Below are 25,349 nucleotides of genomic sequence, written 5' to 3'. Positions count from 1 at the left end.
GAGGCGCTGATCGCCTTGGCCAGCGCCATCATCATCGCCCGGCGCCTGATCCGCGTCGCCTGGACCACCCGCCGCTGGGACACCAGACCCAGTCACCGACCATGACCTATCCGCGGAACCTCTTACAACGGCGTTTTCAGGATGCCGCCAAGCGGCTCGGCAGCGCGTGCAGTTGCTGCCCACGGCCGATCCCGCTGCGCCCGGTCGAGCGTGAACCGCAAGCTTGCGGCGCTGGCCTCGTTCTGTGAGTTTCATGTTCGGCGTGGGGCGCCAACGTCTGGTTTTCTGATCACGATGTCACGCCGGTCTTGGTCGGGCCTCGGCCTCGTCGTTCAAATCGCTCTTGCATCACAGCACCAAGGGCGACCGACAGCCGCGGGGCACAAATCACGTTGCCGTCCGCGCAACCCCGGCGCAGGCTCTGACCGTCGCCGAGGCCCGGGCCCCGGCGATCCTGGACGCGTGCGAGCACCTGCGCGACCGCTTCTTGTTCGCTCGTCTGCTGGACACGAGGTGGTGAGGGGGCCGGGGTTCCGGCATGAGGACTTGAACCTTCCGGAGCGCGGCAGTTCTCCATCCGACACGTATCCGACACGTCAGCCGATGAGCGGTCACTTGCCTGCCGGATGAGCTCTCTCATTCGACACGTATCCGACACGCGAGGCGATAAGAGAAGCCTCCGATCTGCGTTGCCGCAGGTCAGAGGCCTAGAAGCGTGGTGGACGTAAAGGGACTCGAAGGAGCCACGCGTCTGGCCGCCTTCATGAGCGCTGCACCGCGGCGCGCGAAGGCCATGTCCCGGCACGTCAATGCACCGACCTTCACCGAAGCTGTGTGGTCAGTGACTGACGTGCTCGAACGCTGGAAGTGACCGAGGTACAGAAGGACAGGCCGCGCACCAGGTCACAGCGGGACAGAAAGGGCCGGGGGTCCCGATCCCTTCTTGCACGTATGTTGCACGAAATCGCCATTTCGCGGCCCCGCAAGCCTCTGACCTGCAGTTTTACCCGTCGGGCTGACAGGATTTGAACCTGCGACCCCTTGACCCCCAGTCAAGTGCGCTACCAAACTGCGCCACAGCCCGTTGCCCCGAAGGGCGAGCCAAACGATATCGCATGAGCGAGGCCCACCACGAATCGAGGTCGCCGCGGCACCGTCGGCGGTAGGGCCACGCAGTATGCCGTGCGCTCAGACCCGCCTGGCCTCGTCGCCGACCGAGACCTGGCCGGGCTCGATGACCTCGGCATACACGCCCGGGCAGTTGCCGGCCTGACGAGTGACCTCGAGCAGCGCGGTGCCGATGGTCACCCGTGCGCCGACCAGAGAAACCAGATCGTCTGGGGCATCCAGCACAATGTTGGCTCGCGGCGGATCATCTCGGTCTGCAGTGTCTTTGAGACACACCAGATGCACTGCCGCCTTCTTGCGGCGGTCCCCCGTCAGTCCATCGGGCTCGACCGTCGCGGTGGACAGCCCGACGCCGGGCGCGCCCTTATCGGGGTAGATCGACAAGTGAGCCACATGCATCGTCATACCGCCACGATGCCACGACCCGCGCTCCTGGGGTGCAGTGGAGTCGGAAGTTATTGCCGTCGCAACCACTGCGCCTCAGAAGCCTCCGAGGTGCGTGCAGTGGAATCGGAAGCTATAACCGACGAGTGCGTGGCACTGCGACAGCACCGCGCCGCTACCGCGGCGTCGCGAGGGTCAGTGCCGGCGACGCTTCTCGCGCACCCGCACGGAGACCTCGATCGGGGTGCCCTCGAACCCGAACGCCTCACGCAGGCGGCGCTCCAGGAACCGGCGATAGCCGGCCTCGATGAACCCGCTGGCGAAGACCACGAACCGCGGTGGGCGGGTCGAGGCCTGGGTCGCGAAGAGAATGCGTGGCTGCTTGCCACCGCGCACTGGGTGCGGGTGCGCCGCGACGATCTCACCGAGGAAGGCGTTGAGCCGGCCGGTGGGGACGCGCTGGTCCCACGAGTCGAGAGCCACCTCGATTGCGGGCACCAGACGATCCATGTGCCGACCGGTCTGCGCGGAGATGTTCGCGCGCGGCGCCCAGGCGACCTGTGCCAGGTCGCGTTCGATCTCGCGCTCCAGGTAGTAGCGTCGCTCCTCGTCCAGCAGATCCCACTTGTTGAAGGCGAGCACCAGCGCGCGGCCGGCATCGACGACCTGCTGGATGACGCGCACGTCCTGCTCGACGATGCTCTCCTCCGCATCGATGAGCACCACGGCCACCTCGGCCTTCTCGATCGCGGTCTGTGTGCGCAGCGAGGCGTAGAAGTCCGCTCCACGGGTCTGATGCACGCGGCGGCGGATTCCGGCAGTGTCGACGAACCGCCAGGTGCGACCGCCCAGCTCGATGTACTCGTCGACGGGGTCACGCGTGGTCCCGGCGACGTCGTCGACCACGACCCGTTCCTCGCCGGCGAGCTTGTTGAGCAGCGACGACTTGCCGACGTTCGGTCGACCCACGAGCGCCACCCGCCGCGGTCCGCCGCTGCGGTAGGCCGACACGGCGGACTTCTCCGGCAGCACGTCGAGGATCGCGTCCAACGCGTCACCGGTCCCCCGCCCGTGCAGCGCCGAGATCGGATATGGCTGGCCCAGACCGAAGGACCAGAGCATCGCGGCCTCGGCCTCGGTGCGCTGGTCATCGACCTTGTTGGCCACCAGCACCACCGGCTTGCCGGACCGTCGCAGCAGTCGCACGACGGCCTCGTCGGTGTCGGTGGCACCCACCGTGGCGTCCACCACGAACAGCACGGCGTCCGCCAGGGACACGGCCACCTCGGCCTGCTCTGCCACTCGCAGGTGGATGCCGGTGGCATCGACCTCCCAGCCCCCGGTGTCGACCAGGGTGAAGTCGCGACCCGACCACTCGACGTCATACGCGACCCGGTCACGGGTGACGCCCGGCACGTCCTCCACGACCGCCTCGCGTCGACCCAGGATGCGGTTGACCAGCGTCGACTTGCCGACGTTCGGTCGGCCGATCACGGCCACCACCGGGCGGTTCTCGCCGTCGGCGTCACCGGTAGGCAGTGCCTCCCCCGCATCGAGCAGCGCACGGTCCTGGTCGCTGAGGTCGAAGTCCTCGAGGCCGACGCGCAGCGCGTGCTCGACCGACTCGTCTTCCTCGGCCGGCATGTTGTCAGTCATTGCCCCATTGTCTCGGACGACCCGCGGCTTCCCCTAATCGTCGCCACCCGGCCGCGCGGCCGGCAGGCCCATCCCGGTCTCGCCGACGGATGCCTGCACGTGCGCCGCAAGCCGGGAGCGCAGCTGCTCGGTCGCCAGCCGCAGTCGTTCTCGGCCGCTGACGGGCTCGAACGGGCGGATGGCGAACGGCTCGCCGAAGACCACTCGGATCCGCCCGCGAGGGCGCGGCCAGGTGTCGGTGTCTCCACTGGTGCCGCGCGTGCCGAGGGTGGCGGCCGGCACGATCAGCGCACCGGTCTGCAGCGCCAGCCAGGCGGCACCCTGCTCGGCCGCCTCCACGGTGCCACCGCCACGGTGCCCTTCGGGGAAGATGCCTACCGCGTCACCGCGCTCCAGGGTCGCCTTGGCTGCCATCAGAGCGCGTCGGTCGGCGCTGTGCTGGTCGATCGGGATCTGCCCCATCTTGCGGAGCACGGCGCCCCATGCCGATGAGAAGTAGGCGCTCTTCACCAGGAAGTGCAAGGTGCGCGGCGCGAGGCAGAAGACCACGGGGCCGTCCAGGAAGGCCGAGTGGTTGGAGATCACGATGACCGGGCCAGTGCGCGGAATCCGGTTGCCATGAAGGGCGCGACCCTCATACAGCACATGCATCAGGAACCAGCCGAGCCGGCGTCCGGGCGACGCGAGTGGCGCCTGCGTCAGGTCACCGGTCGGCTCACTCATGGCCGGCCTCCGCACTGACGACGTGCAGCACCGCCTGCACGGACTGCTCGAAGTCGAGGTGGGACGTGTCGACGGTGACCACACCGTCGGCGGCCGTCATGAAGGTCGACACCGTGGAGTCGACGCGGTCGCGGTCGACGATCTGTGACCGCGTCGACTCGGCGGTGACGGACAGCTGCTTCGACCGGCGGGCCATCCGCGCCTCCTCACTGGCCGTCATCAGGATGCGCACGGTGGCATCCGGCGCGACCACCGTGGTGATGTCGCGCCCCTCGGCGACGACTCCCCCGGTCTGCTCACTGACCTGTGCCATCAGCTCCCGCTGACGCTGCTGCATGTCGGCGCGGACGTCGAGATTGGTGGCCACCGTGGATACCGACTGCGAGATCCGCGACTCGCGGATGTGCACCTCGATGCTGCGACCGTCGATGAAGACATCCGGGTGATTCGGGTCGGTGCCCATGGTCAGCGGCAGGTCACGCGACGCCGCTGCCACCGCGTCGGCGTCCGTCAGCTCGATCTGCTGCTCCAGACACCACCAGGTGAGCGCGCGATACATCGCCCCGGTGTCGAGAAATCCGACACCGAGCTTGCGCGCAACCGCCTTGGACACGCTCGACTTGCCGGTCCCCGAGGGTCCGTCGATGGCGACCACGACATGCGAACCGTTACTCATGCACACTCCAACCGTTGTCCTCGAGCACTGTCTTTAGTCTCTCCATCACAGCGGGCAGCACCGACACCTCGGCGATCCCGACCTGCGCACCGACGCCGTGCTCCAACCGCAGGTCCTCCAAGTTGATCCCGGCATCGCCCATGTCGTTGAACAGCCGCCCGAGAGCTCCCGGCTGGTCCGGGACGATCACCAGGAGGGTGCCGTATGCGGTGGGCGCGGCGCCGTGCTTGCCGGGGATCCGCGCGTGGCCCAGCGCTCCATCGGCGATGACGCGTGCCAGCACACCGCGGGCACCCTCAGCGGGCGACGCCTCAGGGCCGAGCTCCTGCAGGGCCTCGGAGACGCGGCGCAGATCTTGCGCGAGCAGGTCGATCACCGGTGCGACCGCGGTGGCGTTTCCCGCGAGAATCTGGGTCCAGAGCATCGGGTCGCTCGCCGCGATCCGGGTGACATCCCGGACCCCCTGGCCGGACAGGGCGATGGCCTCATCCGAGATATCTCGCAGCCGGGCCGCGACCAGGCTGGCTGCGATCTGCGGCACGTGCGACACGCTCGCCACCGCGAGGTCATGGTCGCTCGCAGGCATGGTCACGGTGGCGGCGCCGCAGTCCGAGGCAAGGTGTTGCACCGCGGTGACCGCGACCGGGTCCGACTCCGGCGCGGGACACACCACCCACGTTCGTCCTTCGAAGAGGTCCCCCTGGGCGGCGACGGCCCCGGACCGCTCGCGACCTGCCATCGGGTGCGACCCGACATACCGCCGCAGCTCGGCAGGGTCCACCGTGGCCCTGACCTGCGCCAGCACCCTGGCCTTCACCGATGCGACATCGGTGACCACGGCTGTCGGCCACTGCTTCAGCTCGTCGGCCACGACGGCGGATACGACGTCCGGCGGCGCCGCGACGACCACCACGTCGGGCTCGTCCATCACGTCGAGCTCGCCGGCGCCGATATCGCGGGCCAACGCACGTGCCGTCGGCGACGGATCGTGCAGTGACACGCGAACGCCCTTGGCGCGCAACGCAAGACCGATGGATGCACCGATCAGTCCGGTTCCTACGACCCGCACATGCTGCGGCGTCACAGCCCGGCTGCCTGGTAGAGCCCGGCGATCTCCTGACGGGTCAGCGGGCGCATCTTGCCCGCGCGCAGGTCACCGAGATACACCGGTCCGACATCCGTGCGCACCAGACTCTCCACCGGGTGGCCGACGGCTTCCAGCAGGCGGCGCACCACGTGCTTGCGGCCCTCATGGAGCACCAGCTGCACCATGGCCCAGCCGGGCTTGGAGTCGACCACCTTGAAGGAGTCGACCTTGACCACACCGTCCTCGAGCTCGACGCCGTCGCGCAGGTTGCGCCCCATGTCGCGCGGCACCGGGCCGCGGATCATCGCGATATACGTCTTGTGGACACCGTAGGACGGGTGCTGCAATCGGTTGGCCAGCTCACCGTCATTGGTCAGCAGCAGCAGCCCCTCGGTGTCGATGTCCAGCCGTCCGACGTGGAAGAGCCGGTCCTTGCGCTGCTCGAGGTAGTCGCCGACAGAGGGCCGGCCCAGCTCGTCGTTCATCGTCGAGACGACGTTCAGTGGCTTGTTGAAGGCCAGGTAGACGAGGGAGGTGTCCAGCTGGATCCGCTCGCCGTCGACATGCACCGTCTGCCCGAGCGGATCGATCCGCACGCCGAGCTCCGTGACGCGATGGCCATCGACCTCGACGCGTCCCTGAGTGATCAGCTCCTCGCACTTGCGGCGGCTGCCCACACCGGCACCGGCGAGCAGCTTTTGCAGACGCACACCGTCGGGGTTGTGGACGTCGACCTCGGGCTCCGCGGGGCGTTGCGGCTTCACCTGCTGGCCGCGCGGCCTCCCGCGGCTGGGCCCGCCGGCCCGCTGCGGCGTCTGGCCGCCTCCGCTGCCGCCCCGGTTGCCGCTGGGTCGACCGGCACTGTCACGGCCTCGGCCGCCCTGCCGACCCGCTCGCTGGTTCGCACTCATCCGTTTCCCTGCTCAATCAGCTCATCGATCATGTCGGCATCCGGTAGGTACGGTGCCAGTGGTGGTAGCTCGTCCAGCGACGAAAGGTCCAGTCGCTGAAGGAAGTACGGTGTCGTGCAGTAGAGCGTCGCGGTGCCCTCGCTCTCGATGCCGGACTCCTCGATCAGTCCGCGGGTCAGCAAGGTCCGGATCACCCCGTCGACATTGACGCCGCGCACGGCGCCGATGCGCGATCGCGAGATGGGCTGCCGGTAGGCGATGACCGCCAGGGTCTCCAGCGATGCCTGAGTCAGCTTGGCCTGCTGGCCGCCCATGAGGAACTTCTCCACGACCGGCGCGTAGTCCGACCTGCTGTAGACCCGCCACCCGTCATTGATGCACCGGAGGGTGAAACCCCGCTGCTGCTGCGCATACTCGGCCTCGAGCTCGTGGATGTATGCCGTCACGTCGTCCGGGGGCAGCTCAAGTGCGGTGGCGAGGTCGAGCACCGTGATCGGTTGGTCGACCACCATGAGCACTGCCTCGATGGCGCTTCGCGCGCCACCCGGGAAGGTGGACAGGTCGAAGGCGACCTGTTCCTCGGCGACCTCCGGCTCGACCTCGAGGTCGTTGTTCTGCTCTGCCTCGGTGTTCCGATCTGACTCAGTCATCACCGTCTCCCTTCTCGATGTCGTCTCGCTCGATGTCGTCTCGCGGAGCCACGCCGTCGAACTCGTCACCGACGACCACCGGCTGCTGGTCGTCGCCTCCCGTCCAGCGGATCTCAAGCTCGCCCAGCGCCTCCGACTGCTCGAAGGTGATCGCGGCCTCCTTGAACAGCTCCAGCAGTGCCAGGAACCGTGCCACGATCACCAGGGTCGACTCGGCATCCTGCACGAGGCTGCGGAATGATGCGCTCCCTCGCTCTCGGAGCATGTCGACCACGAGCGCGGCCTGTTCGCGCACACTGACGGCCGGGGCGTGCAGGTGCGACAGGCCTACCGTCGGATCCGGCCGGGGTGTCATCGCCCGGGCCGCGATCATGGCCAGTTGCACCGGCGTCACGTTCATGACGAGCTCTGGCAGCAGCGACGCGAACCGCTCCTCCAACCCGGCCTGACGGGCCGTCATACGGCCGGCCGTCGCCATGCGCTGCCCGAATCCGGCCGAGACGTCCTTGAACGCGCGGTACTGCAGGAGCCGGGCGAACAGCAGGTCGCGGGCCTCGATCAGGGCCAGGTCCTCGTCGTCCTGCGGGCCTGAGCTAGGCAGCAGGCGAGCGGCCTTCAGGTCGAGCAGGGTGGCCGCGACCAGCAGGAACTCCGATGCCTGGCCGAGGTCCCACTCGGTGGAGTCCTGCTGAGCCTTGCGAATGTGCGCCATGAACTCATCCGTGACCTTGGACAGCGCGATCTCCGTGATGTCCAGCTTGTGCTTGGAGATCAGGCCGAGCAGCAGGTCGAACGGGCCCGAGTAGACCTCGAGATGCACCTCGAACGGTGTCGACGCCGCGCGCCGGGTGAGGACGCCTCCCGGCGTCGTGGGTTCCTGCGTCACGATGCTCAGGCGGCTGCGCCGCGCGCAATCAGTTCTCGAGCAAGCTGGCGGTAGGACTCCGCCGCACCGTGTGACGAGGCGTAGCTGGTGATCGGTTCGCCGGCCAGGGTCGCATCCGGAAACTTCACGGTGCGGTTGATCGCCGTGTGCAGCACCGCGTCGCCGAAGTGGTCCACAACGGAACGGATGACGTCCCGGCTGTGCAGGGTCCGCCCGTCATACATCGTCGCCACGATGCCGTCGAGCTCGAGGCGCGGGTTGAGCCGGTCGGTGACCTTGTCGATGGTCTCGACGAGCAGCGCCACTCCACGCATCGCGAAGAACTCGCACTCCAGCGGGATCAGCACGCCGTGCGCGGCGGTCAGCGCGTTGACCGTGAGCAGCCCCAGCGACGGCTGACAGTCGATGAGGATGACGTCGTACTCGTCCACGACGGGGCGCAGCACGCGCGACAGCACCATCTCCCGGGCGACCTCGCCGACCAGCTGCACCTCGGCGGCGGACAGGTCGATGTTGGCCGGAAGGACGTCCAGGCCCTTGGTGCCGGTCGCCTCGATCACGTTGTGGATGTCGTGGCCACGCTCGACGAGCAGGTTGTAGATCGACACGTCCAGCTCGTGGGACCGGATGCCCAGGCCGACCGACAGGGCGCCCTGTGGGTCGAAGTCGACCAGCAGCACCTTGCGGCCGTACTCGGCCAGCGCCGCACCCAGGTTGATGGTGCTGGTGGTCTTGCCCACGCCGCCCTTCTGGTTGCACATCGCGATGATGCGCGCCGGCCCGTGCGAGGCGAGTGCCTTCGGCTGCGGGAAGGCCGGCAGCGGCCGGCCGGTGGGGCCAAGCTTCTCCTGCGAACTCACATTGCTCCCGTGTCGTCGTTGTTCGGCGTCGCGCCGATCCAGGCCAACCTATCAATGCGCCCTGGGGTGTGCACTGGCGAAGACCTCTCGCAGCTGCTGCACCGAGACCATGGTGTAGATCTGCGTGGTCGTCACCGACGCATGCCCGAGCAGCTCCTGCACCACGCGCACGTCGGCGCCGCCGTCGAGCAGATGCGTCGCGAACGAGTGTCGCAGAGTGTGCGGGCTCACGTGGCCGGAGAGGTCGGCCCGTGTGGCGGCCGCCTGGATGACGTTCCACGCGGACTGTCGTGACAGCCTCGCTCCGCGCTGGTTGAGAAACAGGGCCGGTGTGCCCTTCCCGTTGCCCGCCAGAGCGGGTCGGCCGCGCACGAGGTAGGCCGTGACGGCCTCCTTCGCGTAGCGCCCCAGCGGGAGGATCCGTTCCTTGCTGCCCTTGCCCATCACCCGCACGCTGTCCGTGGTCAGGTCGACGTCGTCGACATCGAGGCCGATGGCCTCACTGACCCGCGCGCCGATGCCGTAAAGCACCTCGAGCAGCGCGCGGTCGCGCAGCGACGCCGGCGTGTCCCCCACGCTCGCGGCCGCGAGCAGCCGCTCGACCTGGTCCAGCGGGATGGCCTTGGGTAGCCGCTGCGGCGGCCGCGGTGGTGCCACGCCGGCGGCGACGTTGCCCGTGGTGTCCCCCTCGAGCGCCAGGAACTTGTGGAAGCCCCGCACCGCCACCAGAGTCCGCGCCGCAGAGGAGGGCGCCAGCGGCGGGTGCTCCGGCGTGCCCTCTCTCAGGGTCGCCAGGAAGTCGGCCACCTCGAGCTCACCGACAGCGGCCGGGTCGGTCACACCGCGGCCGCCGAGGTACTCGGCATACCGCCGCAGGTCGCGCTGATAGGCCGCGAGCGTGTGCGCGGACGCGCCCTTCTCCACTCGCAGGTGGTCCAGCCAGCCCGTCATTGCGCGGTGCAGGACGCTCGATCGCTCAGTCATGGTGCCCGCATTCTCCCCCACCGAGAGGTCACAAATTGCACCCGAGGAGTCACGAAGAACCTCCGAGAGGTCACTAATTGCACGCGAGGCGTCACTACCAGCGTGCGAAACGCGAATACCTCTCCGCGCTGCGGCTGCGCTCGATGATCTCACCTCGAAGCTCATCGATCCATGCCTGTGCATTCACTCCGCTGAGCTGATGCTTCCGCACGACGATGACGTACCATCCGTGGTTCCGCAACCATTCTCGGCGGGCGTCGTCAGCCTCCCGCCGATCGGCTCCGTGGAACTCTTCACCGTCATACTCGACCGCAATCTTCAGACCCTTGTAGGCGTGGTCCAACCGGATGTCGTGTCCCTCGTCGCGAAATACCCACACTTGAGATTCCGGCATCGGCAGACCGGATCGATAGATCACCATCCGCGTGAACGACTCACCTGTGGACTCAACCCTCGAATCCGCGAGTTCGACGACTTGCCGAGCGAGGCGGATGCCGCGGCGGCCCTTGTAGCGCGGCAACTGGGCGAGCAGCTGTTCTTTGGTAACCACCTCGGCGTGTAGATACGCCTCCACCGCCGCCAGAGCCGACATCGGCTTCAGCTTGCACGACAGATCAAGTGCAGTCCGCACTGGCGTCGTCACCATTACGCCCCCGACCACGACCACGTCGTCCGGAGCCAGGTCACGCACTGCGCCGATACAGCCATCCCGTCGGGTTCGGGTCCGGCCACGCAGCGCCACGGTCTCCAGCCTCAGCGACGAGGCCTGGCCAGGCAGGTCGTAGGTGTCGATCCCGTGGATCCAGGCCGCAGTTCGATCACAGATGACGTGATGCTGTGGCAGAACCAAACCGAAGGCCTGGGCCCTCGACTGGAGATCGAGATCCTGGCCGCAACGCACGTAGAGGCCATGAGCCAATCGTCTGACACTTCCTGCTCGAACCAACTGACGCAAGTCACTCGACCCAAGACCCTCGGCGCGCGCCATCCCGGTGGTAAACGCCGGTCCATCCACACAGCTTGATGAAGTCATGCACCACAGCCTGATCGGCAATGCCGCTGACCGGCCGCTCAACAGTCCTCGGGTGTGAATACCGACATACGTCGCCCTCCGTTGTGGAGAACCGGGTCCAGCCTTGGCACCGGGTGACCTCTCGAGTGCTGGTAGTGACTTCTCGGGAGTTGGTTGTGACTTCTCGCGGGTTGGGAGTGACTACTCGGGGAAGGCGATGGTGGGGTGCAGGTCTGCCGTAGGCGGTGTCCACGTGTCGCGATCGGCGCTCACCTGGTCACCGCTGCGGATGTCCTTCACCTGGTCGCCCGTGCCCGTCGCATCCAGCTCGTCGCCCGTGCCTGTCGAAGGGGCGTGGATGGCGGCCGGGCTGTCGGCCTCGGAGCCTGGGAACCAGACGTACGGGATCCCGCGGCGGTCGGCGAACTGGATCTGCTTGCCGAACTTCGCCGCCTTCGGTGACACCAGGGTCGGGATACCTCGGGCGCGCAGCGCCGCCGCGACCCGCATCGACTCGGGGCGCGAGTCTTCGTGGTTGACCGCCACCAGCACGACCGACGGAGTCTCGCGGGATGCGCTGAGACCCTCCTCGCCGATCAACAGACCGAGCAGCCGCGAGACACCGATCGAGATGCCGACGCCCGGATAGGTGCGCTTGCCGTCGGAGGCGAGGGCGTCATAACGGCCGCCGGAGCAGATCGAGCCATAACTCGGTTCGCGCTCGAGCATCGTCTCGTAGACGGTGCCCGTGTAATAGTCGAGACCGCGGGCGATCCGCAGATCGGCAACGGCCACGCCAGGAGCGTGCTCGTTGGCAGTGTCGATGATCGACTTCAGGTGGGCCAGGCCCTCCTCCAACGTGTCGTTGTGCACCCCGAGCGCTTGAACCTGGTCGACGAACGTGCTGTCGGCGGTGCAGATCTGGGCCAGCGCGAGACATTGGTCGACCTGCGGCCGGGTGCACCCGGCCGCGAGCAGCAGCTTGGTGACGCCGTCGTCGCCGACCTTGTCGAGCTTGTCGACGATCCGCAGCGTCCCGATGACGTCCTCGATGCCGATGCCCTGGTAGAAGCCCTGGCAGATCTTCCGGTTGTTGACGTGGATGCGGTAGTCGCCGACCGGAAGGCGGGAGAAGACGTCCGCGATGACCAGCAGCAGCTCGGCCTCGTAGTGCGACGGGAGCTCGTTCGCGTCGACGATGTCGATGTCGGCCTGAGTGAACTCTCGGTAACGGCCTCGCTGCGGGCGCTCGCCGCGCCAGGCCTGCTGGATCTGATAGCGCCGGAACGGGAAGGTCAGCTTGCCGGAGTGCTCCAGCGTGTAACGCGCAAAGGGCACGGTGAGGTCGAAGTGCAGACCCAGGCTCGCCTCGGACGAGTCGTCGCCGGCGAGCCGGGAGACGCCATAGATCTCCTTGTCGGCATCCTCGCCCTGGTTGGACAGCCGGTCGACCGGCTCGACCGCACGGGTGTTGATGGAGGCAAACCCGTGCAGCTCGAAGACCTCCCGGATGGTGTCGAGGAAGTGCTGCTCGGCAATCCGCTGCGCGGGCAGCCATTCCTGGAATCCGCTGATGGGGGTGACCTTACTGGCCATAGATGGAGTCCTCGCCTAAAAGGTTTGTAGGAACGGGTTGGTGGCCCGCTCGCGGACCATGGTGGTGGCGGGGCCGTGGCCGGGCAGCACCAGCGCATCGTCGGGCAGCGCAAGGACCACGTCACGCAGGGTGCGCAGCATGGTGGCGTGGTCGCCGCCGGACAGGTCGGTGCGACCGATGGTGCCGGCGAAGAGCACGTCGCCGGTCAGGACGGTGCAGGCGACTTCTGCATCGGTTCCCTCGGGGACGTCGGCCAGCTGCAGAAGGATCGACCCCTGTGTATGCCCGGGTGCATGGTGCACGTCGATGCTCAGGCCGGCGAGCTCGAGCCGCTGCCCGTCGACGAGGCCGACGACGGTGGCCGGCTCGCTCCATCGGGTGGGCCGTCCCAGCTGCTGCTCGAAGGCCGCGACCATCCCCGCCGGCAGGTCCGCCATCGGGTCCGTCAACCGGTAGCGATCATCGGCATGGATGTAGACCGGGACGTCCTGGCCGACTCGCGCCGCGCTGTACACATGATCGACGTGGCCGTGGGTGAGCAGCACCGCGGTCGGTGTGAGAGAGAGCTCGGTCAGCACCTGATGCAACTGGTCGTCAACCTCGATGCCGGGGTCCACGACGACGCACTCGCCACCGGCCTTGGTGGCGAGCACATAGCAGTTGGTGCCAAGAGCAACGGCTGGAAAGGAGGCGACAAGCACGGTCGAAGCCTAACGGGCGGGCATCCCGGCACCGTATGCGGCGCGTCCGGCACGGCCGCGCGCGGCGCGCCTGCGTGCCCATAACCCGTGCGACATCCCGACCTCAGTCCGTAGACTGATCTGCACGACCGACCCGAGCCGCCGAACCGACACCGACCAGCCACGCCCCGAAGGAGCCATCAGTGCGTCTGACCCGACTCGCACTCGGCGGTCTCGTCATCGGCACGATGGGTCTGGCCGGCTGCTCGTCCACCCCGGCTACCGGGTCCTCCTCCGCACAGCTGACCGCAAAATCCGCGGCTCCCGGCTCGCTGCACTGCGCCAAGCCGCCCGCCCATCCGAGCACCGCACAGCAGGAGAAGCTGCCGGACAAGTCGATCGCGGCCGGCAAGACCTTCCAGGCGACGATCAGCACGACCTGCGGACCGATCACCGTCCAGCTCGACGGCACGAAGGCTCCCCAAGCCGTGGCGTCCTTCCTGCAGTTGGCCAAGGGCTACTGGGACAACAGCCCGTGCCACCGGCTGACCACCGCAGGAATCTACGTCCTGCAGTGCGGCGACCCGACCGGCACCGGGTCGGGGACGCCCGGCTACGGGTTCGGCATCGAGAACGCCCCGGCCGACAATGCGTATCCAGCCGGCACCCTGGCCATGGCACGCACCCAGAGTGCCACCGGCAATGGCGGCCAGTTCTTCTTCGTCTATCGCGATTCCACCATCTCGCCCGATCAGTATGGCGGGTACACGATCTTCGGCCAGGTCACCACGGGACTGAATGTCCTCAAGGACCTTGCCGATGAGGGCACCAGCACCAAGACCGGTGATGGACCGCCCAAGCAGCCGATCAGCATTCTCAAGATCACCGTCATCCAGAAGAAGGCATGAGCAACATGTCACCCGATATCTCGAAGCCGAGTCCGACGCCGACCCCCGGACCGCCGCCGGCACGACCGACCCCCGCCGTTCTCACCGAACACCCCGCAGTGACGACGCCGGTGGTCCCGACCGTGAGCGACGCGGCCTCGTTCGGCCGCGTCGCCGACAACGGCACCGTCTTTGTGCGCACTCCCGACGGGGAGCGCGAGGTCGGGTCCTACCCCGATGCGACGCCGGAGGAAGCCCTGGCCTACTTCGCACGCAAGTATGACGAGCTGGCCGGATCGGCGACGCTGCTGCTGCAGCGGGTGACTCAGACGGACCTGTCCGTGCATGACGCCACTGCCGGCCTGAAGTCGCTCCGGGAGCAGGTGACCACCGCTCACGTGGTCGGGGACCTGGTCAAGCTGGACTCGACGGTCGAGCAGATCGCGACCGCGCTCAAGGCGAAGCAGCAGGTCGAGGGAGAAGCTCGGGCCGCGCACAAGAAGGAGTCCGGTGAGAAGCGGGAGAAGCTGGTCGCCGAGGCTGAGAAGATTGCCGCCCAGCCGGTGGAGAAGGTCCAGTGGAAGCAGTCGACCAGCCGGATGCGAGAGCTGCTCGAGGAGTGGAAGCACCTGCAGCGCCACGATGTGCGGATCGACAAGGACGCCGAGAACGCCCTGTGGCGCAGGTTCAGCGCAGCGCGCAGTGGGTTCGACAAGACGCGGCGCGCGCACTTCGCTCATCTGGACGATGTGCACGCCGGAGCGAAGGCCACCAAGCAACGCCTGGTGAAGGAGGCGGAAAGCCTTGCCACCTCGAAGGACTGGGGGCCGACCGCGTCGGCCTTCAAGCGCCTGATGGGCGAGTGGCGAGACGCGGGACGGGCATCTCGCAGTGACGACGACGCGTTGTGGAAGCGGTTCAAGCAGGCGCAGGACTCGTTCTTCACAGCGAAGGACGAGGTCGTCGCGGCCGAGAACGTCGAGTTCGAGGCCAACCTCGTGGTCAAGGAGGAACTGCTCGCCGCGGCGCAGGCGCTGCTGCCGGTCAAGAACCTCGAGGCTGCCAAGGCGTCGCTGCGGACGATCCAGGACAAGTGGGATGTCGCGGGCAAGGTCCCACGCAAGGACATGGAGCGCATCGAAAAGGCGCTGCGCAAGGTCGAGACGGCCGTGCGATCGGCCGAGGACTCCAAGTGGCGCCGCACCGATCCCGAGGTCGCCGCACGCGCCCAGTCGATGGTCGATCAGCTGGAGACGGCCGTCACCGACCTGACCAAACAGCTGGAGACCGCAAAGGCGTCCGGCAACGAGAAGAAGATCAGCGAGGTCCAGCAGGCGCTGGACGCCAAGGCGACCTGGCTGGACCAGGCCCGTGGCGGACTCGCGGAGTTCGGAGGTTGAGCTCAGTGCGGGAGATCGCAGACGATCTGGTCGACTACCTGACCGCGAGCCCCACGCCGTTCCACGCATGCGCGGAATCCCGCCGCATGCTGGAGGCTGCCGGATTCGCCCAACTGGCGGAGCGGGACGAGTGGCCGGCGCAGCAGGGCCGGTACTTCATCGTGCGGGGTGGCTCACTCATCGCGTGGTCGACCGAGCACGCCGATGGCGCCACCAGTGGCTTTCGGATGGTGGGTGCGCACACCGATTCGCCCAACTTCCGGATCAAGCCACAGCCGGATGCCGCCCGCGCCGGCTGGCAGACCTTGGGGGTGGAGACCTATGGCGGGATGATTGTGAACAGCTGGCTGGACCGCGACCTCGGCCTGGCGGGTCGAGCGGCGCTGCGTTCCGGCAGCGGCACACAGACCCAGCTGTTCCGGGTGGACGACCCGATCCTGCGCATCTCGCGGCTTGCCGTCCATCTGGACCGCGGAATCAGGGACAAGGGCGAACAGCTCAACGCGCAGCAGCATCTTGCGCCGCACTGGGGGCTGGGCGACCAGCCCGGCGACTTCCGCGGGTTCCTGGCCGAGCAGCTCGACGTCCCGGCCGCCGACGTGCTGGCCTGGGACGCGATGACCTTCGACCTGCAGGCTCCTGCACGGATCGGACGCGATCGGGAGCTGGTAGCCAGTGCGCGACTCGACAACCTCGCCACCAGCTTTGCCGCGACACGGGCGCTGATCGATGCCGTCCAGGCGCCGCCCGCCACACCGCATACCCAGGTCATCGCCCTCTTCGACCACGAGGAGATCGGCAGCATGTCGCAGCGTGGCGCGTTCTCGGCGCTGCTCATGACGACGCTGGAGCGCATCACCCGCTCGCTGGGCGGGGATCGGGAGCAGCTGCATCGGGCACTCGCGGCCAGCGTGATCGCCTCAGGGGACATGGCGCACGCCACCCACCCGCACTATGCCGACCGGCACGAGCCGCAGCACCAGGTCGTCATGAACGGCGGGCCGGTGCTCAAGATCAACACCAACCTGCGCTATGCGACGGACTCCGTTGGTGCCGCGGCTTTCCGTATCGCCTGTGAGCAGGCAGATGTGCCGTGCCAGAACTTCGTGATGCGCAGCGACCTGCCCTGTGGGTCGACCGTAGGCCCGATGACGTCTGCGCTCACCGGAGTCACGACGGTTGACTTCGGCGCACCCACCCTGTCCATGCACTCGGTGCGTGAGCTGGCCGGTGCGCAGGACCAGCGGATGTATGCCGCGGCGCTGACCGCGTTCCTCTCCCCCGCCTGACCGGCCGGAGCCCGGCCGATCAGCGAGCGTGCTCGATGCTCGACGAGGACCCGGCGCCGGCGGGCCGACTGGACCCCGCCGCGTCCGGCCCGGCTTCCGGCGGTTGCTGTCCCGCTGCAGCCTGCGCCCGGTCGGCCTTGGGGTGCCCGGAGCCGGTCAGGCGATAGACGTCGAACACCCCGTCGACCTTGCGGATCGCCTTGATGAGGTGCTGCAGGTGGCTGGTGTCGCCCATCTCGAAGGTGAACTTCGACACGGCCACCCGATCGCGCGAGGTGGACACGGTCGCGGACAGGATGTCGACGTGCTGGTCGGACAGCACCCGGGTGACGTCGGACAGCAACCGGTTGCGGTCGAGCGCCTCCACCTGCAGCTGCACCAGGAAGACACTGGCCGACGACGGTGCCCAGGCGACGTTCAGCAGCCGCTCGGGCTGCTTGAGCAGCGCCGCGGCGTTCGTGCAGTCGCGCCGGTGCACCGAGACCCCGTTGCCGGTGGTGACGAACCCGATGATGTCGTCGCCGGGCACCGGCGTGCAGCAGCGGGCGAGCTTGACCCAGACATCGTCGGTGCCCACGACGGTCACCCCTGGGTCCGACACGCGCTTGCGAACCTCGCGGGGCGTGGTGGCCTCGGCCAGCTCCTCGCCGGTGCCCGCCTCACCGCCGAAGAGGGTCACCAGCTGTTTGACCACCCGCTCGGGGGACACGTGCCCGTCGCCCACCGCGGCATACAAGGCATCGATGTCGTGGTAGTTCAGCTGCGCGGCGACCTCGGTGAGCGACTCATGACTCATCAGGCGCTTGACCCCGAGCCCGCGCTTGCGCAGCTGACGGGCCAACGAGTCCTTACCGGTCTCGATGGCCTCCTCCCGGCGCTCCTTGGAGAACCACTGCTTGATCTTGTTGCGCGCACGGGGACTCTTGACGAAGTTCAACCAGTCCCGGCTCGGGCCGGCGCCATCGGCCTTGGAGGTGAGCACCTCGACGACGTCACCGTTCTCGAGACCGCTCTCCAGCGGCACGAGTCGACCGTTGACCCGGGCGCCGATCGTGTGATGCCCGACCTCCGTATGCACCGAGTAAGCGAAGTCGATGGCCGTTGATCCCGCCGGAAGCCCGATGATGGCGCCCTTGGGTGTGAATACGTAGACCTCGCGCGACCCGATGTCGAAACGCAGCGACTCCAGGAACTCCCCCGGGTCGGTGGTCTCGCGCTGCCACTCGAGCAGTTGGCGCAGCCACGCCATGTCGTTGATCGGCCCGGTCGACCCCTCCTGCGCGAGTGCATCGCCGTTCGCGTCCTGCTTGTACTTCCAGTGCGATGCGACGCCGTATTCCGCACGACGGTGCATCTGGAAGGTGCGGATCTGGATCTCGACCGGCTTGCCCTCGGGTCCGATGACCGTCGTGTGCAAGGACTGGTACATGTTGAACTTCGGCGTGGCGATGTAGTCCTTGAACCGTCCCGGCAACGGGCTCCATCGGGTATGCAACGTGCCGAGCACCGCGTAGCAGTCGCGGACCGACTCCACCAGGACGCGCACGGCCACCAGGTCGTAGATCTCGTCGAAGTCACGTCCCCGCAGAATCATCTTCTGGTAGACGGAGTAGTAGTGCTTGGGGCGGCCGGTCACGGTGGCCTTGATCTTGGCGCTGCGCAGGTCGGCGCCGACCTGGTCGCGCACTCCCCGCAGGTACTCCTCGCGCGCCGGGGCCCGCTCCGCGACCAGGCGGGCGATCTCGTCGTACACCTTCGGATAGAGGGTTGCGAAGGACAGGTCCTCCAGCTCCCACTTGATCGTGTTCATCCCCAGCCGGTGGGCCAGCGGTGCGTAGATCTCGAGGGTCTCGGTGGCCTTGCGCTGCGCCGACTCGACCGAGACATAGCGCCAGGTGCGCGCGTTGTGCAGTCGGTCGGCCAGCTTGATGACCAGCACTCGGATGTCTCGGGCCATGGCGATGACCATCTTGCGCACGGTCTCGGCCTGCGCCGCGTCACCATAGGTGACCTTGTCCAGCTTCGTGACGCCGTCGACGAGCATCGCGACCTCGTCGCCGAACTCCTCGCGCAGCTTGCCCAGCGAGTATTCGGTGTCCTCGACCGTGTCGTGCAGCAGCGCCGCGGCCAGGGTGGGCGGCGTCATGCCGAGCTCCGCGAGGATGGTGCTCACCGCAAGCGGGTGGGTGATGTACGGGTCACCACTCTTGCGCATCTGCCCGCGGTGGAACCGCTCCGCGACGACGTAGGCGCGCTCGATAACGCTCAGGTCGGCCTTCGGGTGGGTGGCGCGCACCGAACGCAGCAACGGCTCAAGGACGCGGTTGCCGCTTGGCCGTGGTCCGCCGAGGCGCACAAGCCTGGCCCGCATCCGAGACGTCGCCGGACCCGACGGCGTGCCCGTGCGCTCTTCCTGGCTCATGACCAGAGTCTAGTCGGGGCCTCGCGAAGTATCGGTGGCGAGGCAACGGGCGGAGAACTTCGTGGGGTGGCTCCAGGGCGCATCCGCCGTCAGGCCGGCACGGCCTGCCCGGAGAGGTGGGTCACACACAGCGACGGGGTGACCAGCGGGTCCAGCCGATCAGCTGTCAGGGATGTGTTGAGCTCCCCGAGCGCTCCGCGCATCAGACCGAGGTGCACGGCACACACGACCTCTTGATTCTCCTTGGCGGCCTCCAGGAATGGACAGTGATGCAGCAGCACCTTGCGGTCCCGCACCTCGTCGGATCGCTCGGGTGCGAAACCCAGCTCGTCCAAGGTCTTGACCAGCGTGGTGGTCGCAGTGTCCTCGTCGGTCTTGGTGAAGGGTCTGGGCCGCTCCACCAGAAAATGACCCCAGGCCTCCCCCGCCTCGAGCGCCGCTCGGCCCGGATGGGGGGTGTGCGAGGTGAGATAGCTGCTCAGGATCTGTGCCAGCAACTGATAGCTGCGGCGCCCGGTGCCGATGCTTGCCGGGCCGGCGGTGTAGAGCCAGCGTGGTCGGCCGGGCACATCGCGCTCCTCCCGAGTCCGCTCGGCAAGCGCGGACTCGGTCAGCGCGTCCAGGTGGAAGCGCGCCGTATTGGGGTGCAGCCCCACGAGCCCGGCCACATCACCTACGCCGAGTGGCTCATCCGCAGCCTGGAGGGTCTCGAGCACCCGCCTGCGGCTCTCTCCGACATAAGGCTCATGCTGCAGATCTTGACTAGCCATAACTCCATATTTTCACAATCGGCTGGTGGAAACAATCACCTCGGACAATCACCTCAGGCAATCTGCTGCTCCTTGACCGGCCCGAGGATCTCGTGCATGCCGACCAGCATCCTACCGAGATCCAGCTGCGCGCGGTCCAGTGCCGGCAGCAGCAGGTCATCCTCCTTTGCCACGTGCAGAGCAAAGACCTCCCGCGCCGAACTGGCCGCCGCGGCGATCTCGACCGTGGACGAAGCCACGCCCAGCCGAGCGACGAGCGACACCAGTGCCCGATGCTCCTCGGTCATACCGGCCACCAGAAGGCAGGTGGCCTCCAGGCTCCGGCCGGCCGCATAGAGGACATGCTCCTCCGCGACGATGTGCGGGATCAGCTCGGTGCGGTACCACCGGCACAGACCGTCTCGCTGCCGATCGCCTCCGCCGCGCCGCGCCGCGTCGACGACGGCGTCCGTGCGGCCGCTCAGCTGCGCGGCCAGGACGCCATGATGCTCGAGGGCTGCTCGCATGACCTGGCGGTTCATCACGCCGGCTCCACCCGACCGATGCGGACGCGCCAGACCTCTGGGCCTTCCTCGAGGTATTCCCACGAGTACGAGCCCGCGTGCTCCGCCTCGAACTGGTAGTACAGCGGCTTCGGGTCGTGGTCGTTGACGAGCACGTAGGCCGACCCCGGTGTCAGATCGGTGAAGGTCTCGAAGATGAGCTCGTGACGGCGCTTCGGGATCTCGGTGCGGACGTCAAGGATGCGATCGTCGGACATGGTGTGGTTCCTCTCCTAGTGATGGAGATCCGGTCGGTTGCCCGACCAGATCGGGGGTCTGCTCAAGTCGTGCGATGTAGTGCATCGCACCATCCAGCCGTAACGCCTGCCGCGGATGCTCGAGCCGCAGAGCGACCCAGCCGTCTGCCGCCAATTGCCCCGCCTGCTGCGGAAACCCGGCGTCACCGAGTGCGCGGCAGGCGCGCGCCAGGACGTGGGTCAGCGCGTCGAGAGCCTCGTCAGTGGGCACGAGTGATGGAGATCCGCCACTGCTGCGGACCGGACTCGAGGTAGGTCCACTCGAAAGTGTCCGGCCACAGCGCCGAGGCCTGGTAGCGCAGCGGTTTCGGATCGTGGTCGTTGACGATCACCAGCGACTCGCCGGCGGCCAGGGCCTCCAGTCGTCCGAAGATGACGGTGTGCCGGTCGGCGTGCGGTAGCAGCCGCACGTCCAGGTCACCACCCGCCTCGTCTACTCCGGTCGACCGGGACTCGTCGTGCTCTGACATGGTCTGCTCCTCATGGATTGTCCGATGCAAACTCCGTAGTCTTGTTTTTACATCATTATTGGTGCAAACTAAAACCATGAGTTCCGGGCCGCTGTCGATCACGTCTCTGCTGGACCCCGGGAGCGAGGCCGATCAGCTGCGTGAACAGCTCCACGAGGTCATCGATCCCGAGCTCGGGGTCGACATCGTGTCGCTCGGTCTGCTCTACGGCCTGGAGCTGCATGAACGGGTCGCCGCGGTGCTCATCACCACCACGACGCCGGCGTGCCCGATGGGCTCGTACCTCACCGAGGAGGTCGAGCGGGTGCTGCTGGCGTCCGGGTCGGTGGACCGCGTCATGGTCGAGATGACGCACTATCCGCCGTGGACCCCGGAGATGATGTCGGCCGACACCAAGGCGAAGTTCGGCTGGTAATGCCGCTGCCCACCCTGGCTATGCCCACCCCGGTGGGAGTGGCTCAGACGCGCGCCATCGAGCGGATCGGGCGGTCGGTGAGCCTGCTGCGGCCGTTCAAGAAGGTGAGCTCGAGGAGCATCTCGATCCCGGCCACGGTTGCCCCGGTCGCCTCGACCAGCTCACAGGCCGCGGCGGCCGTGCCACCGGTCGCGAGCACATCGTCCACGAGCAGGACCCGCTGACCGGCGCCGAAGGCATTCGCCTGCACCTCGATGGTCGCCTCGCCGTATTCCAGGGCATAGCTGCGGGACAGCACGTCCCCGGGCAGCTTGCCGGCCTTGCGCACCGGAATGAAACCGACGCCGAGGGCCAGCGCAACGGGCACGGCGACGATGAAGCCACGAGCCTCGATGCCGGCCACGACATCGACCCTTCCGCGGTTGCGTTCGGCAATGTCCCTGGTGACCTCGGCGAAGGCGGCCGCGCTCGTGAACAGCGGCGTGAGGTCCTTGAACAGCACGCCCGGGCTCGGGAAGTCCGGCACGTCGCGGACATGAGCGAGCAGCGTGTCCCGCACGGTCATGGGAGCTGGACCCGTCGAGGACTTCCTGTCGTGCTCAGTTTCGGGGTCCCCGCGAAGTACCGAGCGCAGCGAGGACTTCGTGGGGTGCTCACTCGTCGTCTCGTCGGGCGAGCGGGTGGATCTCGCGCTTGCGGACCTTGGTCGCGTGTGCGCTGGCCGCCGCCTTGGCGAGCTCCGGCGCGACCACCCCGGAGGCCGACTCGCCCGGGGTGTGGGCCACCGTGCCGGACTCCGCAAGAATGGAGCTCTGCGAGCCCTGGTAGACGGCCGCGCGCCGTTCTAGGTCCTTCATCGCGGGCTCGTTCTTGCGGAAGGTCGCCAGTAGCGGTGTCGCGATGAAGATCGAGGAGTAGGTGCCGACGCTGATACCGACGAACAGTGCCAGTGCGAGGTCGAGCAATGTGCCCGGTCCGAGCAGGGTGAAGCCGACCACGAGGATCGAGGCGATCGGCAGCAGCGCGACAACCGAGGTGTTGATCGAGCGGACCAGGGTCTGGTTCAACCCGTAGTTCGCAGCCTGAAGGTAGTTGCGCTGCCCGGTGGCGATGGCCTCCTCGGTGTTCTCCTTCACCTTGTCGAAGACGACCACGGTGTCATAGAGCGAATATCCGAGGATGGTCAGGAAGCCGATCATCGAGGCCGGGGAGATCTGGATGCCGGTCAGGGCATAGATCCCGACGGTGAAGAACAGGTCGTGCAGCAGGGCTATCAGCGCTGCCAGCGACATCTTCCAGGTGCGGAAGTAGGCAGCCAGGACCAACGACACCAGCAGCAAGAAGACGATCAACGCAGTGATCGCCTTGTGCGTCACCGTCGAGCCCCAGGAGGGCCCGATGAATGAGGTGGTCACCGCGTCCCGGTTGACGTGGAACTCCTTGGCCAGCGCGGTGCTGACGTTGTCGGTTGCCGCCGCCGTGCCGTTGCCGAGCTTCTCGGACTGGACACTGACGGTGTCGCTGCCGACCTTGGTCACCACCAGGTTGGCGTCACTGCCGGTCACCGAACGCACCGCGGATCTGGCGTTCTGGTCGAAGTTGCTCATGTTGTGCACACCGGCGACGCTCAGCTCGGACCCGCCGGTGAACTCCAGGCTGAAGGTCAGCCCTCGCCCGACGAGCCCAACGGCCGCAATGATCAGCAGGACCCCAGTGATCGAGAACCACAGGCGGCGCCGCCCGACAAAGTTGATCTGCCGCCGACCGGTGAACAGGTCGTTGCCGAACTGCGAAAAACTGGCCATCAGATCTGCGCTCCTTCGGCTGCCTTACGGTCGGCGATCGTCACGCGGCCTCGACCGGCATACGTCACGCCCTTGGCACCGAGTCGCTCCGGGTCGAACCCGGACCAGCGGTGGCCGTTGCCGAAGAACTCGGTGCGCGCCAGCAGGGTCAGGACGGGGTGGGTGAACGTCATCACCACCAGCACGTCGAGCACCGTGGTCAGCCCCAGGGTGAAGGCGAAGGCCTTGACGTCGCTCGTCGACAGGAAGTAGAGCACGGCTGCGGACAGGAAGTTCACCGCGTCCGAGATGATGATCGTCCGCTTGGCCCGCGCCCATCCGGTCTGGACGGCCGCGCCCAGGGGTCTGCCAGATCTCACCTCGTCTCGCACGCGTTCGAAGTAGACGATGAAGCTGTCCGCGGTCACACCGATCGCCACGATCAGACCGGTCACCCCCGCCATGGACAGGCGGAAGTTGTTCGCGTACCCGAGGAAGGTGACTGCGCCATAGGTGAGAGAACCGGAGATGAGCAGCGAGAAGACGGTCACGAAGCCGAGAGCTCGATACTGCAGCAGGGAGTAGATCACCACGAGCAGCAGGCCGATCGCGCCCGCGATCATGCCTTTTTGCAGCTGGTCGGCGCCGACCTGCGGACTGATCTGGTCGGACGTCAGCTCCTTGAAGGAAAAGGGCAGCGCCCCGAACTTCAGCTGGTTGGACAGTGACTTGGCGGAGGCCTGGGTGAAGTTGCCGGTGATCTGGGCCTGACCGTTGGTGATTGCCGCCTGCGTCGTCGGGGCCGAGATGATGTTGCCGTCCACGGTGATCGCGAACCGGTTCTGGTCGCCCTTGAGGGCCACGAGGCGCTGGGTGACGTTGGCGAAGGCCGTGGTGCCCTTGCCGTTGAAGGTCAGGTTGACGGCGATCTCGCCGGTCTGAGTCCCCTGGGAGTTGCTGACCTGACCCCAGGTCGCGTTTGTGACCATCGCGCCGTTGACCTCGGACGGGCCCATGAGGTACTTCGCCTGGGCGTCGCAGCCGACATCCGGCTCGTTCAACGGTGCCTGAGCCGCCACCTCTCGCCACTGCTGCGCCGTCGGTCCGGCCTTCGCGTCGGTGTTGTTGCAGGAGTACGCCGTGAACAGACTCTGGTAGGTCTCGCCCTTCTTGGCGAGGCCGTTGGTGATCCAGGTCTGCGAGACCGGCTGGGTGGCCCAGGCCAGGTCACTGGCGTTCTTGGGCTTGTTGGCCGCGGCGGCTGTCTCCGTGGCTTTGGCGGTGCCTGCGGCGAACGCCTGCGGGAACGCGGCGTTCGCGCCGCTCTTGGTCGACTTGGGCGTCGCGCTCTTGCTCGGGCCAGCCGTGCTGGACGAGGGTGCAGTGGTCGGCTTCGGCGTGGCCGGAGCGGTCTGCGGCATCGGCAGGGTCGGCTGAGTCTGCGGCGTCGTGGCCTGAGGTTGGATCGCAGCGGTCTTCAGCACCGCCCGAAAGGCGAGCTGGGAGGACTGCGCAAGCGACCGCAGGGTCGCCTCGGACGGGTCACCGGGCAGGGCCACGACAATGTTGTCGGAGCCGAGGGTGCTCACGTCGGCCTCGGACACCCCGCTGCCGTCAACGCGCTGCCGAATGATGTCGACGGCCTGGTTGACCTGGCCGGAGTTGATCGACTTGCCCTTGGGCAGCTGGGCTTGCAAAGTGATCTGTCGGCCGCCCTCGAGGTCCAGTCCGAGCTTGGGGGTCCATTGCCCATGTGGGCTCCCCCAGGCCGCCGTGGCCCCGATTCCCGCATAGAGCGCGGCAAAGATCAGGACAAGGATCACCAACGCCCGGCGGGGATGACCCGTGGACGATCGTCGTGCGCGTGTTGCCACCTGGT

At 67.4% G+C, this 25,349-nt stretch carries 26 protein-coding genes, 1 tRNA gene and 2 pseudogenes; 6 read left to right on the top strand and 23 right to left on the bottom strand.

Going from position 1 to position 25,349, the window contains the following annotated elements:
* Nucleotides 1-105 (top strand): annotated as a pseudogene (locus FGL98_RS09580) (IS5/IS1182 family transposase); the annotation flags it as partial.
* Between the two features lie 238 nt (nucleotides 106-343).
* On the top strand, nucleotides 344-520 hold the full coding sequence (locus FGL98_RS25370; RefSeq protein ID WP_186526079.1) for a hypothetical protein: 177 nt from the start codon (nucleotides 344-346) through the stop codon (nucleotides 518-520).
* A gap of 490 nt (nucleotides 521-1,010) precedes the next feature.
* Here FGL98_RS25370 and FGL98_RS09575 read toward each other — a convergent pair.
* From FGL98_RS09575 to FGL98_RS09510, 15 genes and pseudogenes are all read right to left on the bottom strand, one after another.
* Nucleotides 1,011-1,084 (bottom strand) — tRNA-Pro (locus tag FGL98_RS09575).
* Nucleotides 1,085-1,188: 104 nt separating this feature from the next.
* Nucleotides 1,189-1,533 (bottom strand): hypothetical protein, encoded by a 345-nt coding sequence (locus tag FGL98_RS09570; protein ID WP_146316532.1) that lies wholly within the window; start codon nucleotides 1,531-1,533, stop codon nucleotides 1,189-1,191.
* A gap of 174 nt (nucleotides 1,534-1,707) precedes the next feature.
* Nucleotides 1,708-3,168, bottom strand: coding sequence for a ribosome biogenesis GTPase Der (der, locus tag FGL98_RS09565; protein WP_146316531.1), 1,461 nt, complete (start codon nucleotides 3,166-3,168; stop codon nucleotides 1,708-1,710).
* A gap of 33 nt (nucleotides 3,169-3,201) precedes the next feature.
* The gene (locus FGL98_RS09560) at nucleotides 3,202-3,891 is read right to left on the bottom strand and encodes a lysophospholipid acyltransferase family protein (protein ID WP_146316530.1); all 690 of its coding nucleotides are present in this window, start codon (nucleotides 3,889-3,891) and stop codon (nucleotides 3,202-3,204) included.
* Complete coding sequence (gene cmk / locus FGL98_RS09555; protein WP_146316529.1) at nucleotides 3,884-4,567, bottom strand: (d)CMP kinase; 684 nt, start codon at nucleotides 4,565-4,567, stop codon at nucleotides 3,884-3,886. The genes FGL98_RS09560 and cmk overlap by 8 nt, the downstream gene beginning before the upstream one ends.
* Nucleotides 4,560-5,651 carry a prephenate dehydrogenase gene (locus tag FGL98_RS09550; RefSeq protein WP_146316528.1) on the bottom strand — a complete coding sequence of 364 codons (1,092 nt, stop codon included), beginning with the start codon at nucleotides 5,649-5,651 and terminating at the stop codon, nucleotides 4,560-4,562. Before FGL98_RS09550 ends, cmk begins: the two co-directional genes overlap by 8 nt.
* On the bottom strand, nucleotides 5,648-6,565 hold the full coding sequence (locus FGL98_RS09545) for a pseudouridine synthase (RefSeq protein WP_146316527.1): 918 nt from the start codon (nucleotides 6,563-6,565) through the stop codon (nucleotides 5,648-5,650). The genes FGL98_RS09550 and FGL98_RS09545 overlap by 4 nt, the downstream gene beginning before the upstream one ends.
* Nucleotides 6,562-7,215 carry an SMC-Scp complex subunit ScpB gene (gene scpB, locus FGL98_RS09540; protein ID WP_146316526.1) on the bottom strand — a complete coding sequence of 218 codons (654 nt, stop codon included), beginning with the start codon at nucleotides 7,213-7,215 and terminating at the stop codon, nucleotides 6,562-6,564. Before scpB ends, FGL98_RS09545 begins: the two co-directional genes overlap by 4 nt.
* A complete protein-coding gene (locus FGL98_RS09535; RefSeq protein WP_246136470.1) occupies nucleotides 7,208-8,101 on the bottom strand; it encodes a segregation and condensation protein A in 894 nt (297 codons plus the stop codon). The genes scpB and FGL98_RS09535 overlap by 8 nt, the downstream gene beginning before the upstream one ends.
* Before the next feature lie 5 nt (nucleotides 8,102-8,106).
* Nucleotides 8,107-8,961, bottom strand: a complete 855-nt coding sequence (locus FGL98_RS09530) for a ParA family protein (protein WP_281289163.1) — start codon at nucleotides 8,959-8,961, stop codon at nucleotides 8,107-8,109.
* A 51-nt stretch (nucleotides 8,962-9,012) separates the two neighbouring features.
* Nucleotides 9,013-9,945: a site-specific tyrosine recombinase XerD gene (gene xerD, locus FGL98_RS09525; protein WP_246136469.1), complete on the bottom strand. Its 933-nt coding sequence runs from the start codon at nucleotides 9,943-9,945 to the stop codon at nucleotides 9,013-9,015.
* A gap of 94 nt (nucleotides 9,946-10,039) precedes the next feature.
* Nucleotides 10,040-10,795: a hypothetical protein gene (locus FGL98_RS09520; protein WP_146316524.1), complete on the bottom strand. Its 756-nt coding sequence runs from the start codon at nucleotides 10,793-10,795 to the stop codon at nucleotides 10,040-10,042.
* Nucleotides 10,796-10,855: 60 nt separating this feature from the next.
* A pseudogene (locus FGL98_RS27095) lies at nucleotides 10,856-10,978 on the bottom strand (type IV toxin-antitoxin system AbiEi family antitoxin domain-containing protein); the annotation flags it as partial.
* Nucleotides 10,979-11,158: 180 nt separating this feature from the next.
* Complete coding sequence (hisS, locus tag FGL98_RS09515) at nucleotides 11,159-12,553, bottom strand: histidine--tRNA ligase (protein WP_146316523.1); 1,395 nt, start codon at nucleotides 12,551-12,553, stop codon at nucleotides 11,159-11,161.
* Nucleotides 12,554-12,568: 15 nt separating this feature from the next.
* Complete coding sequence (locus tag FGL98_RS09510; protein WP_146316522.1) at nucleotides 12,569-13,255, bottom strand: MBL fold metallo-hydrolase; 687 nt, start codon at nucleotides 13,253-13,255, stop codon at nucleotides 12,569-12,571.
* Between the two features lie 182 nt (nucleotides 13,256-13,437).
* Between FGL98_RS09510 and FGL98_RS09505 the strand changes: the two genes are divergently transcribed.
* Genes FGL98_RS09505 through FGL98_RS09495 form a run of 3 tightly spaced genes read left to right on the top strand, consistent with a single transcriptional unit; the run spans nucleotide 13,438 to nucleotide 16,810 of the window.
* Entirely contained in the window at nucleotides 13,438-14,142 is a 705-nt protein-coding gene (locus FGL98_RS09505) for a peptidylprolyl isomerase (RefSeq protein ID WP_246136468.1), read from the top strand.
* Nucleotides 14,139-15,521 (top strand): DUF349 domain-containing protein, encoded by a 1,383-nt coding sequence (locus FGL98_RS09500; RefSeq protein ID WP_246136467.1) that lies wholly within the window; start codon nucleotides 14,139-14,141, stop codon nucleotides 15,519-15,521. Before FGL98_RS09505 ends, FGL98_RS09500 begins: the two co-directional genes overlap by 4 nt.
* 5 nt (nucleotides 15,522-15,526) lie before the next feature.
* The gene (locus FGL98_RS09495; protein ID WP_246136466.1) at nucleotides 15,527-16,810 is read left to right on the top strand and encodes a M18 family aminopeptidase; all 1,284 of its coding nucleotides are present in this window, start codon (nucleotides 15,527-15,529) and stop codon (nucleotides 16,808-16,810) included.
* Between the two features lie 19 nt (nucleotides 16,811-16,829).
* Here FGL98_RS09495 and FGL98_RS09490 read toward each other — a convergent pair whose 3' ends face one another.
* From FGL98_RS09490 to FGL98_RS09470, 5 genes are all read right to left on the bottom strand, one after another.
* Complete coding sequence (locus FGL98_RS09490; protein ID WP_146316520.1) at nucleotides 16,830-19,232, bottom strand: RelA/SpoT family protein; 2,403 nt, start codon at nucleotides 19,230-19,232, stop codon at nucleotides 16,830-16,832.
* 89 nt (nucleotides 19,233-19,321) lie between these two features.
* Nucleotides 19,322-20,002 (bottom strand): helix-turn-helix transcriptional regulator, encoded by a 681-nt coding sequence (locus FGL98_RS09485; protein WP_146316519.1) that lies wholly within the window; start codon nucleotides 20,000-20,002, stop codon nucleotides 19,322-19,324.
* A 53-nt stretch (nucleotides 20,003-20,055) separates the two neighbouring features.
* Nucleotides 20,056-20,523 carry a hemerythrin domain-containing protein gene (locus tag FGL98_RS09480; protein ID WP_146316518.1) on the bottom strand — a complete coding sequence of 156 codons (468 nt, stop codon included), beginning with the start codon at nucleotides 20,521-20,523 and terminating at the stop codon, nucleotides 20,056-20,058.
* Complete coding sequence (locus FGL98_RS09475; RefSeq protein ID WP_146316517.1) at nucleotides 20,523-20,762, bottom strand: DUF2249 domain-containing protein; 240 nt, start codon at nucleotides 20,760-20,762, stop codon at nucleotides 20,523-20,525. The genes FGL98_RS09480 and FGL98_RS09475 overlap by 1 nt, the downstream gene beginning before the upstream one ends.
* Before the next feature lie 239 nt (nucleotides 20,763-21,001).
* A complete protein-coding gene (locus FGL98_RS09470; RefSeq protein ID WP_186526078.1) occupies nucleotides 21,002-21,271 on the bottom strand; it encodes a DUF2249 domain-containing protein in 270 nt (89 codons plus the stop codon).
* A gap of 76 nt (nucleotides 21,272-21,347) precedes the next feature.
* On the opposite strand from FGL98_RS09470, the gene FGL98_RS09465 reads away from it, so the two are divergent.
* Nucleotides 21,348-21,686, top strand: a complete 339-nt coding sequence (locus tag FGL98_RS09465; protein WP_186526077.1) for a metal-sulfur cluster assembly factor — start codon at nucleotides 21,348-21,350, stop codon at nucleotides 21,684-21,686.
* Between the two features lie 43 nt (nucleotides 21,687-21,729).
* Here FGL98_RS09465 and FGL98_RS09460 read toward each other — a convergent pair whose 3' ends face one another.
* From FGL98_RS09460 to secD, 3 genes are all read right to left on the bottom strand, one after another.
* Complete coding sequence (locus FGL98_RS09460; protein WP_146316514.1) at nucleotides 21,730-22,251, bottom strand: adenine phosphoribosyltransferase; 522 nt, start codon at nucleotides 22,249-22,251, stop codon at nucleotides 21,730-21,732.
* Nucleotides 22,252-22,339: 88 nt separating this feature from the next.
* The gene (gene secF / locus FGL98_RS09455) at nucleotides 22,340-23,491 is read right to left on the bottom strand and encodes a protein translocase subunit SecF (protein WP_146316513.1); all 1,152 of its coding nucleotides are present in this window, start codon (nucleotides 23,489-23,491) and stop codon (nucleotides 22,340-22,342) included.
* Nucleotides 23,491-25,344 (bottom strand): protein translocase subunit SecD, encoded by a 1,854-nt coding sequence (secD, locus tag FGL98_RS09450; protein WP_246136465.1) that lies wholly within the window; start codon nucleotides 25,342-25,344, stop codon nucleotides 23,491-23,493. Before secD ends, secF begins: the two co-directional genes overlap by 1 nt.
* Nucleotides 25,345-25,349 lie beyond the last annotated feature (5 nt).

The organism is Leekyejoonella antrihumi (genome assembly GCF_007845645.1).
GTDB lineage: Bacteria > Actinomycetota > Actinomycetes > Actinomycetales > Dermatophilaceae > Leekyejoonella > Leekyejoonella antrihumi.
This window is presented reverse-complemented; position numbering and strand designations above follow the sequence as displayed.

What these genes read in the sequence shown, in the direction of transcription:
- FGL98_RS09570 (WP_146316532.1), bottom strand. Translation starts at nt 1,533, where the DNA reads ATGACGATGCATGTGGCTCACTTGTCGATCTACCCCGATAAGGGCGCG.
- der (WP_146316531.1), bottom strand. Translation starts at nt 3,168, where the DNA reads ATGACTGACAACATGCCGGCCGAGGAAGACGAGTCGGTCGAGCACGCG.
- FGL98_RS09560 (WP_146316530.1), bottom strand. Translation starts at nt 3,891, where the DNA reads ATGAGTGAGCCGACCGGTGACCTGACGCAGGCGCCACTCGCGTCGCCC.
- cmk (WP_146316529.1), bottom strand. Translation starts at nt 4,567, where the DNA reads ATGAGTAACGGTTCGCATGTCGTGGTCGCCATCGACGGACCCTCGGGG.
- FGL98_RS09545 (WP_146316527.1), bottom strand. Translation starts at nt 6,565, where the DNA reads ATGAGTGCGAACCAGCGAGCGGGTCGGCAGGGCGGCCGAGGCCGTGAC.
- scpB (WP_146316526.1), bottom strand. Translation starts at nt 7,215, where the DNA reads ATGACTGAGTCAGATCGGAACACCGAGGCAGAGCAGAACAACGACCTC.
- xerD (WP_246136469.1), bottom strand. Translation starts at nt 9,945, where the DNA reads ATGACTGAGCGATCGAGCGTCCTGCACCGCGCAATGACGGGCTGGCTG.
- hisS (WP_146316523.1), bottom strand. Translation starts at nt 12,553, where the DNA reads ATGGCCAGTAAGGTCACCCCCATCAGCGGATTCCAGGAATGGCTGCCC.
- FGL98_RS09500 (WP_246136467.1), top strand. Translation starts at nt 14,139, where the DNA reads ATGAGCAACATGTCACCCGATATCTCGAAGCCGAGTCCGACGCCGACC.
- FGL98_RS09490 (WP_146316520.1), bottom strand. Translation starts at nt 19,232, where the DNA reads ATGAGCCAGGAAGAGCGCACGGGCACGCCGTCGGGTCCGGCGACGTCT.
- FGL98_RS09485 (WP_146316519.1), bottom strand. Translation starts at nt 20,002, where the DNA reads ATGGCTAGTCAAGATCTGCAGCATGAGCCTTATGTCGGAGAGAGCCGC.
- FGL98_RS09480 (WP_146316518.1), bottom strand. Translation starts at nt 20,523, where the DNA reads ATGAACCGCCAGGTCATGCGAGCAGCCCTCGAGCATCATGGCGTCCTG.
- FGL98_RS09475 (WP_146316517.1), bottom strand. Translation starts at nt 20,762, where the DNA reads ATGTCCGACGATCGCATCCTTGACGTCCGCACCGAGATCCCGAAGCGC.
- FGL98_RS09470 (WP_186526078.1), bottom strand. Translation starts at nt 21,271, where the DNA reads ATGTCAGAGCACGACGAGTCCCGGTCGACCGGAGTAGACGAGGCGGGT.
- FGL98_RS09465 (WP_186526077.1), top strand. Translation starts at nt 21,348, where the DNA reads ATGAGTTCCGGGCCGCTGTCGATCACGTCTCTGCTGGACCCCGGGAGC.
- FGL98_RS09460 (WP_146316514.1), bottom strand. Translation starts at nt 22,251, where the DNA reads ATGACCGTGCGGGACACGCTGCTCGCTCATGTCCGCGACGTGCCGGAC.
- secF (WP_146316513.1), bottom strand. Translation starts at nt 23,491, where the DNA reads ATGGCCAGTTTTTCGCAGTTCGGCAACGACCTGTTCACCGGTCGGCGG.